The sequence below is a fragment of the Anaerorhabdus sp. genome (assembly GCF_036657415.1).
GTDB lineage: Bacteria > Bacillota_I > Bacilli_A > Erysipelotrichales > Erysipelotrichaceae > Anaerorhabdus.
This window is the reverse complement of record NZ_JAVXGL010000077.1, coordinates 1-8991: the sequence shown is the minus strand read 5'-3', so window position 1 is coordinate 8991 and position 8991 is coordinate 1. Positions and strand designations below refer to the sequence as shown.

Annotated in this window: 8 protein-coding genes; all 8 read left to right on the top strand. The window is 31.0% G+C overall.

What is annotated here, in order from left to right; genetic code table 11:
* Positions 1 to 1427: translation elongation factor 4 (gene lepA, locus RSB60_RS09450; protein WP_332615966.1), on the top strand; the 1427-nt coding region annotated here is incomplete at its 5' end.
* A 105-nt stretch (positions 1428 to 1532) separates the two neighbouring features.
* Positions 1533 to 2225, top strand: a complete 693-nt coding sequence (vanR, locus tag RSB60_RS09445) for a VanR-ABDEGLN family response regulator transcription factor (protein ID WP_323380623.1) — start codon at positions 1533 to 1535, stop codon at positions 2223 to 2225.
* The gene (locus RSB60_RS09440) at positions 2218 to 3303 is read left to right on the top strand and encodes a sensor histidine kinase (RefSeq protein WP_332615964.1); all 1086 of its coding nucleotides are present in this window, start codon (positions 2218 to 2220) and stop codon (positions 3301 to 3303) included. Before vanR ends, RSB60_RS09440 begins: the two co-directional genes overlap by 8 nt.
* Before the next feature lie 130 nt (positions 3304 to 3433).
* The gene (gene vanW, locus RSB60_RS09435) at positions 3434 to 4252 is read left to right on the top strand and encodes a glycopeptide resistance accessory protein VanW (RefSeq protein ID WP_332475984.1); all 819 of its coding nucleotides are present in this window, start codon (positions 3434 to 3436) and stop codon (positions 4250 to 4252) included.
* Positions 4249 to 5289, top strand: coding sequence for a D-alanine--D-serine ligase VanG (gene vanG / locus RSB60_RS09430; protein WP_332615962.1), 1041 nt, complete (start codon positions 4249 to 4251; stop codon positions 5287 to 5289). Before vanW ends, vanG begins: the two co-directional genes overlap by 4 nt.
* Positions 5286 to 6041, top strand: a complete 756-nt coding sequence (locus tag RSB60_RS09425) for a D-alanyl-D-alanine carboxypeptidase family protein (protein WP_323380619.1) — start codon at positions 5286 to 5288, stop codon at positions 6039 to 6041. The genes vanG and RSB60_RS09425 overlap by 4 nt, the downstream gene beginning before the upstream one ends.
* Positions 6034 to 8136 carry a serine racemase VanT catalytic subunit gene (gene vanT / locus RSB60_RS09420; protein ID WP_332615960.1) on the top strand — a complete coding sequence of 701 codons (2103 nt, stop codon included), beginning with the start codon at positions 6034 to 6036 and terminating at the stop codon, positions 8134 to 8136. The genes RSB60_RS09425 and vanT overlap by 8 nt, the downstream gene beginning before the upstream one ends.
* A gap of 37 nt (positions 8137 to 8173) precedes the next feature.
* Positions 8174 to 8991 (top strand): radical SAM family heme chaperone HemW (hemW, locus tag RSB60_RS09415; RefSeq protein WP_332615958.1); only part of this gene is annotated, 818 nt, incomplete at its 3' end.

The window sequence follows — 8991 nt, the reverse complement described above, 5'->3', positions numbered from 1 at the left end:
TAGAAATTATTCCAGTTATCAATAAGATTGATTTGCCAAGTGCTGATCCTGAACGTGTTAAGGAAGAAGTAGAGAACATTATTGGTCTTGATTGTAGTGAAGCTCCACTCATCTCAGCAAAAAATGGACTTAATGTAGATCAAGTTTTAGAAAGCATTGTTAAACATGTTCCTGCGCCTAAAGGCGATTCTAAGGCCCCTTTACAAGCCTTAATCTTTGATTCTGTATATGACTCATACCGTGGTGTAATTGCCTTTGTACGTATCCAAGAAGGTACATTAAAGGTAGGCGAGAAAGTTCGCTTCATGGCAACCGGTGCTGAATATGAAGTATTAGAGTGTGGAGTTAGAACACCTAAAGAAGTAAAGACAGATCAGTTGGAATGTGGAATGGTTGGTTGGTTCTGTGCTTCGATTAAGTCAGTAAAAGATGTTCATGTAGGAGATACTGTTACAACGGTAGTCAATGGATCAAAAGAACCATTACCAGGTTATCGTAAAATGAATCCTATGGTATATTGTGGATTATATCCAACAGATGCAGATAAATACAACGATTTAAGAGATGCACTAGAAAAATTGAAATTAAATGATGCTTCTTTACAATTTGAGGCTGAAACGTCACAGGCATTGGGATTTGGATTCCGTTGTGGATTTTTAGGCTTGTTACACATGGATGTTGTTCAAGAGCGACTTGAAAGAGAATATAATTTAACACTTATCGCAACTGCGCCAAGTGTTATCTACCACTGTTACTTAACAGATGGTTCAATGATTACTATTGATAATCCAGCGCATATGCCGGAAGTACAACGTATTGATCATATTGAAGAACCCTATGTTAAAGCTCAAATCATGGTTCCTAATGATTATGTTGGTGCAGTTATGGAACTTTGCCAAAATAAACGTGCTATCTATAAAGATATGCATTATATCGATGATGGAAGAAATCAAATTGAATATGATATTCCATTAGGAGAAATCGTATTTGATTTCTTTGATAAATTAAAATCAGTTACTAAAGGATATGCATCACTAGACTATGAATTGATAGGCTATCGTGAAGGTAAACTTGTAAAAATGGATATTCTATTAAATGGAGAAATCATTGATGCATTGAGTATTATTGTACATCGTGATTTTGCTTATCATCGTGGTAATGCAATTACAGTTAAATTGAAGGATTTGATTCCAAGACAACAATTTGAAATTCCAGTACAGGCTTCAATTAATGGAAAAGTAATTGCGCGTACAAATATTAAATCATTACGTAAAAATGTATTAGCTAAATGTTATGGTGGCGATATAACACGTAAGAAAAAGTTATTAGAAAAACAAAAAGAAGGTAAGAAACGTATGAAAGCAGTAGGATCTGTAGAGATACCTCAAGAAGCTTTCATGGCAGTACTTTCAATGGACGAAGAATAGCGAAAAATCGTTATTCTTTTCTTTTGTCACAAAATCGTAAGAATTGAAAGGTTGATAAAGAAAAATAGAATAAGTAAAATAAGAGTGAAGATTTAGGGGGAAATTATGGCAGAGACTATTTTGATTGTTGATGATGAGAAAGAAATTGCAGATTTAATAGAAGTCTATTTAAATAACGAAAATTATCATGTAATAAAGTTTTACGATGCTAAACATGTATTGGATTGTGTTCAACATGAACAAATAGACTTAGCTATTCTAGATGTAATGCTACCAGATATGGATGGTTTTACATTGTGTAAAAAGATAAGAGAGAAATGTTTATTTCCAATCATAATGTTGACAGCTAAAAATGAAGACATGGATAAAATCACGGGTCTAACATTAGGGGCGGATGATTATATTACTAAGCCATTCAATCCTTTAGAAGTAGTAGCGCGTATTAAAACGCAATTGAGAAGGTATACTCGCTACAATCAACATGAACGAGAAAAAGAAATTGATGAAATAAATATTCGTGCACTACAAATATGTAAAAGCAACCGTAAATGTAATTTGAATGGTAAAGAAATATTCTTAACACCAATCGAATTTGATATCTTGTGGTATTTATCAGAAAGACAAGGAAAGGTTGTTTGTACAGAAGAATTATTTGAGCAGGTTTGGAAAGAGAAGTATTTTGATAGCAACAATACTGTTATGGCACATATTGCTCGACTAAGAGAAAAAATGAAAGAACCTACGCGTAAACCAAAATATGTAAAAACAGTGTGGGGAGTGGGGTATACAATTGAATAAAACAAAAAATCAAATTGGAAATCAAATTGTTCTTCGCTATGTAATTACTTTAGCGTTATTTTTGGTGGGATTTCCGGCAGTTGTAATAATGACGATTACATTAGCATCATCAAGGGTTTGGCATAATTCAGATCCACTCTATCAACTCTTAAGGGGAATGTTAGATTATTTTGCAATTATTGTAGGTACAGTCTATGTAGGCGGAATTGTCGGAATAACGGCATATTACTTAAATAAACCTATTCGCTATTTAAATGAAATTATTCAAGCTGCAAGAGATATTGCGAATCCAAGTGATGAGGCAATCCGACTTTCAAAAAATCTTAAATCAGTGGAAGATGAGTTGAATCTAGTTCGTGAACAAACATTAAGAAGTGCAATTGTGGCGAAAGATGCCGAAAAACGAAAAAATGATTTAGTTATTTACTTAGCACATGATTTAAAGACGCCTTTAACGAGCATTATTGGTTATTTAACACTTTTACAAGATGAACCAGATATATCAACAGAAATGCGAGCAAGATATACAAATATTGCACTAAATAAGGCAGAAAGGTTAGAATATTTAGTTAATGAATTTTTTGAAATTACACGATTTAATCTAACAACCCAAATTTTACAAAAAGAAAATACAAATATTAGCGTTATGCTTCAACAAATTGCATATGAGTTTACTCCAATCTTGTTAGAAAAGAACTTGGAGTTTGATTTAGATATTCCAAATGATATTTATTATGTCTGCGATTCTAACAAACTTGAACGAGTTTTTGATAACTTAATTAGGAATGCAATAAATTATAGTTTTGAGAATACCAAAATACTTTTAAGTATAAAAAATAATGATGATAATCTTGAATTTAAAATAACTAACTCAGGGAAAACCATCCCCCCAGAAATATTATGTCGTATCTTTGAACAATTTTTCCGTTTGGATAACTCACGTCAAAGCTCCACAGGAGGTACTGGACTAGGTCTTGCGATTGCAAAAGAAATAATTGAATTACATGGTGGTAATATTATGGTTGAAAGCGAAAACGAGAAAATTCAATTCGTTGTTATATTTCCAAAAATGGCGTAAGAAATTCGTAAGAATTACTTTATAAAATAGTAGTAACTGTTTAAGAATAAACAAATAAAATAAAGTCTCAACTTTAGTACGATGTAGGTACAAGGTTGAGACTTTTATATTCTCAAGGGTGAAAGAAGAAATGAAAAAAAGAATAACGCAAAAATTTCCGTTTTTATTACCATTACGCCAAAAGCAAAGACAATTCTGTTTTTATATGAAAATGAAAATGGATGGAAATCAATATGCATGTAATAGAGATGAACATCGCTTACCTTATCTTTGTGCATCTATTAAAACACCTATGTATAACTACGAAACAGGATTTGATTTTAAATATCAAGAAAATAAAGTATTTAATCTTAAACTGGCTGCATTACCAATTAACTGGTTATTAATAAGACCAGGTGAAACATTTTCATTTTGGAAGTTAGTACATCAAGCAGATAAGTTTATTTCTTACAAAGAGGGATTAACCGTTGTGAATGGAGAAACTATACCTGCAGTTGGGGGTGGTTTATGTCAATTAAGTAATTTACTATTTCAATTATTTTTACATTCACCACTGACAATTGTAGAAAGGAAGGGGCATCGTATTAAAGAGTTTCCAGAACTTTCAGGTGATTGTGTAAAAGGAATTGACGCAACAATTGCGGATGGATGGATTGACTTGAAAGTTAAAAATAACTCTGAACAGACATTTCAATTGGGTATTTATTTTGATGATACAAATATCAATGGATATTTATATTCAAATGAGGAATGCAAAATAAGATATGAGATAGAAAATAGAAATTTAAGATACTACAAAGAGAATGATACAACTGTCGAAAAAGTAGAAGTCTGGAAAAAATTTATTCAAAATGATTCAGGCAAACTCATTAAAGAAGAGTTTGTATATGAAAACCAATGTGTCATTGGGTATGACTTAGAAAAATATGGGGTGAATACTTTAATATGAAAGTTATTGGAATAATGTTTGGTGGTAAATCACCTGAATATAATGTTTCATTGGAATCTGCATGTGCTGTGATAGAAAATATCGACCGTACTAGATATAAAGTAGTATTGATTGGAATTACTGAAAAGGGTTCTTGGTATTACTACAATGGAGAAATTAATAAGATTAGAAATAATCAATGGATGAATGATAAATCATGTCAAAAAGCATATTTATCATGTGATGCACAAGATTCTTCATTAATGGTCATTGAAAATCAAAGAATACGATCAATTCAACTAGATGCGATTTTCCCTGTGCTCCATGGTTCAAATGGGGAAGATGGTACGGTTCAAGGGTTGATAGCATTATCAAATATTCCACTAATTGGTTGTGGAATATTGGCTTCATCTTTGTGCATGGATAAATATCGTTCACATTGTTTGGTTGAACACGCCGGCATTCGAGTTACTAAAGGAATTGTATTCTCACACCTTAATTCATTTGAGAATATTTTAAAACAGACGATTGAATTAAAGTATCCACTGTTCATTAAACCATTACGAGCAGGTTCATCATTTGGGATTAGCAAAATAAAAACAAGTGATGAGCTTTATAAAGCTGTAACAGAAGCTTTCAATTATGATACAAAAATACTTATTGAAGAAGAGGTAAAAGGATTTGAAGTTGGATGTGCAATATTAGGTGATGAAAAATTAATCATTGGTGAAATTGATGAAATTGAATGTAATCAAAACTTCTTCAATTTTACTGAAAAATATACATTAGAAACCTCTAAGATTCATATTCCAGCAAGACTGTCTATTGAAAAAAGACAAGAAATTAAAGAACTGTGCGCTAGTGTTTATCATATTTTAGGATGCCAAGGATTTGCACGTGTAGACTGTTTTATCAGTGAAGATAATGAAATTTATTTTAATGAAGTAAATACAATTCCAGGATTCACTGCACATAGTCGATTTCCATCTATGATGAAAGCAATCGGTTTAGACTTGACGGAAGTAATTACAATAGCAATAGAAGGTACATTAAAATGAGAAAAATAACGATTAATCAATCAATGATTCATCAAGGAAATTTAATTTTAGTAAATCATAAAAATAAAGTGAATGAAATTAATTATTCTAAATTAATTGAAGTTAGTCATTTATATCCCAATATTTTATTAGAACATGAAGCGACGGAAATGTTGAAAGGGTTGATGAATTCTATTGATGGTTGGAGCGATATTGCACTTGTGAGTGGGTGGCGTTCATTCAAGGAACAAGAGTGTATCTACAATCAATCAATAGCTGAAAACGGTTTAGAATTCACACAAAAATTTGTGGCATTACCAGGATGTAGCGAACATCAAACAGGATTAGCTATAGATGTAGGTATTATTAAACCGAATATTGATTTTCTTTGCCCAGAATTTCCATATGAAGGCATTGCACAGGTTTTTAGAAAGAAGGCAACAGCTTTTGGATTTATTGAGAGATATTTGAAATCAAAAGAAACAATCACAAATATAGGATGTGAACCATGGCATTTCCGTTATGTTGGTCTACCACATTCATTAATAATCAATGAAAAAGATATTGTATTAGAAGAATACATAGAGTTCATTCGTGAATATCAATATCCTGAGAAGAAGTATTGGTTTTCTATAAATGGAATTGAAGGTAAAATTTCGTATATAGAAATCAAAGAAGAAAAAATAATTGATGTTGAAGAAGATGTAATTTACACAATTTCTGGTGATAATCAAAAAGGAATATTATTAGCGGAGTGGCAAATAAATGAGTAATAGAAAAGAGTTTGGTGGAATTGATTATTTTCGCGTAGTTGCGGCAATACTTGTTGTGGCAGTTCATACATCACCATTGTTAAATATAAGTAGTCAATTAGATTTTTTATTGACACGTATTCTTGCACGAATTGCAGTTCCATTCTTTTTCATGATTTCTGGTTACTTTGTGGTATCTAAGAAATCTTATCAGATATCTAGTAGAGCATGTAAAAAACTATTATTCTATTATACGATTGCGATACTTATCTATATCCCAATTAATATCTATGCAGGACAATTGGAAGGAGTAACAATTTTTTCGATTGCCCGTATGATTATTTTTGATGGAACATTTTACCATCTTTGGTATTTTCCCGCATCAATCATAGGGATAATGCTTACAACATGGTTGCTTAAAAACCATTCAATTGTTACCGTATTTATTATCACAGTAGGACTTTATATAATAGGATTGCTTGGTGATAGTTATTTTGGTTTTGCTCAAGCTACACCAGTAATAAAAGAAATAATGAACTTTTTATTTATCTTTTTTGACTATACAAGGAATGGTATATTTATGGCACCGATCTTTTTAATTTTGGGAGTCGCTGTTCGTGAATGTAAATTTAAACTAAATAAATCAATATCAATGATGGGATTTATAATTATGCTTATCTGCATGGTGATCGAAGCAATCTATATTCATGAACTTAATTGGGTTAAGCACGACAGCATGTATATATTTCTAATACCATGCATGTTTTTCTTATATAACTATTTAATTCAATTAAGATGTAGAGATAGAATCGATTTAAGAAATGTTACACTTTGGATTTATATCATACATCCTATTGTAATTATCGCTATTAGAGGATTTTCTAAATTAACGAATTTAACTTCAATGTTTGTTGATAATCATTTAATTCTTTTTGTCACTACTTTTCTTTGTTCTTTATTAGTAGCAATATTAATTACTTTTATTTCAAAAAAAAAAGAAAACTGTAATCTTAAAAGAAGAGCATGGATAGAAATTAGTAAAAAAGCGTTATCTAATAATATTATGGAATTTAAAAAAAGAGTTCCTGAATCATGTAAGATAATGGCAATACTCAAGGCTGATGCTTATGGACATGGTGATATTCTTATAGGAAAGTATTTGAATCAGCTTAAGATAACCAATTTTGGTGTCGCCACGATAGATGAAGGTATTGCATTACGAAAAAATAAAGTTAACGGAGAAATACTAATTCTAGGTTATACAGATATTGATGATCTTATGTTAATTAAAAAATACAATTTAACACAAACATTGGTTAGCTATGAATATGCATCTTTAGTAAATCAAAGGAATTTAAATATAAAATGCCATCTTGCAATTGATACTGGAATGCATCGTTTAGGAATAAATTACGAAGATAAAGAATTATTATACAAAATAGGTCAATTTAAGAATATTAAGCTTACAGGAGTGTTTAGTCATCTTTGTGTTGCCGATGAAAAAAAAGAAGAAAGCAGAATATATACCAATCTTCAGTTAAAACGATTTGAGAATTGTATGAATAGTTTCGATAAAAAAAATCATATTGAAGCTCATATACTTTCTAGTTATGGTGTTTTAAACTATCCACAAGGTGCGTATGATATGATTCGATTAGGTTTAGGAATGTTTGGTGTTTATAGTACAACCCAAGATATTAATGAACAAGATAATTTGATGCCTGTTTTATCGATTAAATCGAAGATTGTTTTGATTAGAGAATTGAATCCAAACGAAAAATTAGGATATGGGTTGCAATATACAACAAAAGATTATACTAAAATAGCAGTTGTCGCAGGTGGTTATGGTGATGGTCTACCAAGAGAATTATCTTGTAAGGGTAGAGTATTGATTAAAGGAGAATATTGTCCGATTGTAGGTAGGATATGCATGGATCAATTCATGGTTGATATTTCTTCACTAAGTAACATTCATGTGGGAGAGATAGTAACGATAGTTGGAGAAGATCATGAAAAAGTAATACGTGTAGAAGAACTTGCAAATCATGCGAATTCAATTTCCAATGAAATCTTATGTCAGTTAAAAAGTAGATTACCTCGTATACTTGTAGAATAACAAAAAAGCTATGTTAAAATAAGAGTGAGGTAATTTTATGAGAAGTCTGTATATTCATGTACCATTTTGTGATTCCATTTGTGCATACTGTGATTTTTGTCGTGTTAGAAAAAATGAAGTATTACTAAAAAAATGGTTACTTACACTTGAGGAAGAAATAAATGATCGAATTTCAAATTTCAATTTTGATACAGTTTATATAGGTGGTGGTACACCTACATGTTTAAGTGAAGATGATTTGGCTCAATTTTTGAATCTTATTAAACCTTGTCTAACTAATAGTGTGGAAACTACGATTGAAATAAATCCTGAAACATTAACGATTGAAAAAGCTAAAATCATCAAACTTGCAGGTATTAATCGTGTTAGTTTAGGTATTCAAACAATTGATGAGACATTACTTAAACTAATAGGTAGAAAACATACAAAGAAAGATATTATGCAGTGCATTAAGTGGCTACATGAAGTAGGTATTACAAATATATCCTGTGATTGCATGTATTCTTTGCCTACTCAAACAATGTTACAACTCGAACAAACACTTGATTTTATTGTAGCTATTGGTGTTCCTCATTGTTCGATTTATAGTTTAACAATTGAAGAAAACAGTGAGTTTAGTCGTAAAGGTTATCGAGCGTTAGATGAAGATACTGAAGCGGATATGTATGAGTTTATTGTTGGTTATTTAGAACGTAATAGTTTTCAACAATATGAAATTAGTAATTTCTGTAAAAAGGGATATGAGTCAAAACATAATATCCATTATTGGCAATATGATGATTTCGTTGGACTTTCCATTGGTGCTAGTGGAAAAGAAGAACATTGTCGCTACGAATGTACAAAGAACTTTGAAGA

Excerpts from the sequence above, each read along its gene's own strand:
- vanW (WP_332475984.1), top strand. The coding sequence starts at position 3,434 with ATGAAAAAAAGAATAACGCAAAAATTTCCGTTTTTATTACCATTACGC.
- RSB60_RS09425 (WP_323380619.1), top strand. The coding sequence starts at position 5,286 with ATGAGAAAAATAACGATTAATCAATCAATGATTCATCAAGGAAATTTA.
- vanT (WP_332615960.1), top strand. The coding sequence starts at position 6,034 with ATGAGTAATAGAAAAGAGTTTGGTGGAATTGATTATTTTCGCGTAGTT.
- vanG (WP_332615962.1), top strand. The coding sequence starts at position 4,249 with ATGAAAGTTATTGGAATAATGTTTGGTGGTAAATCACCTGAATATAAT.
- vanR (WP_323380623.1), top strand. The coding sequence starts at position 1,533 with ATGGCAGAGACTATTTTGATTGTTGATGATGAGAAAGAAATTGCAGAT.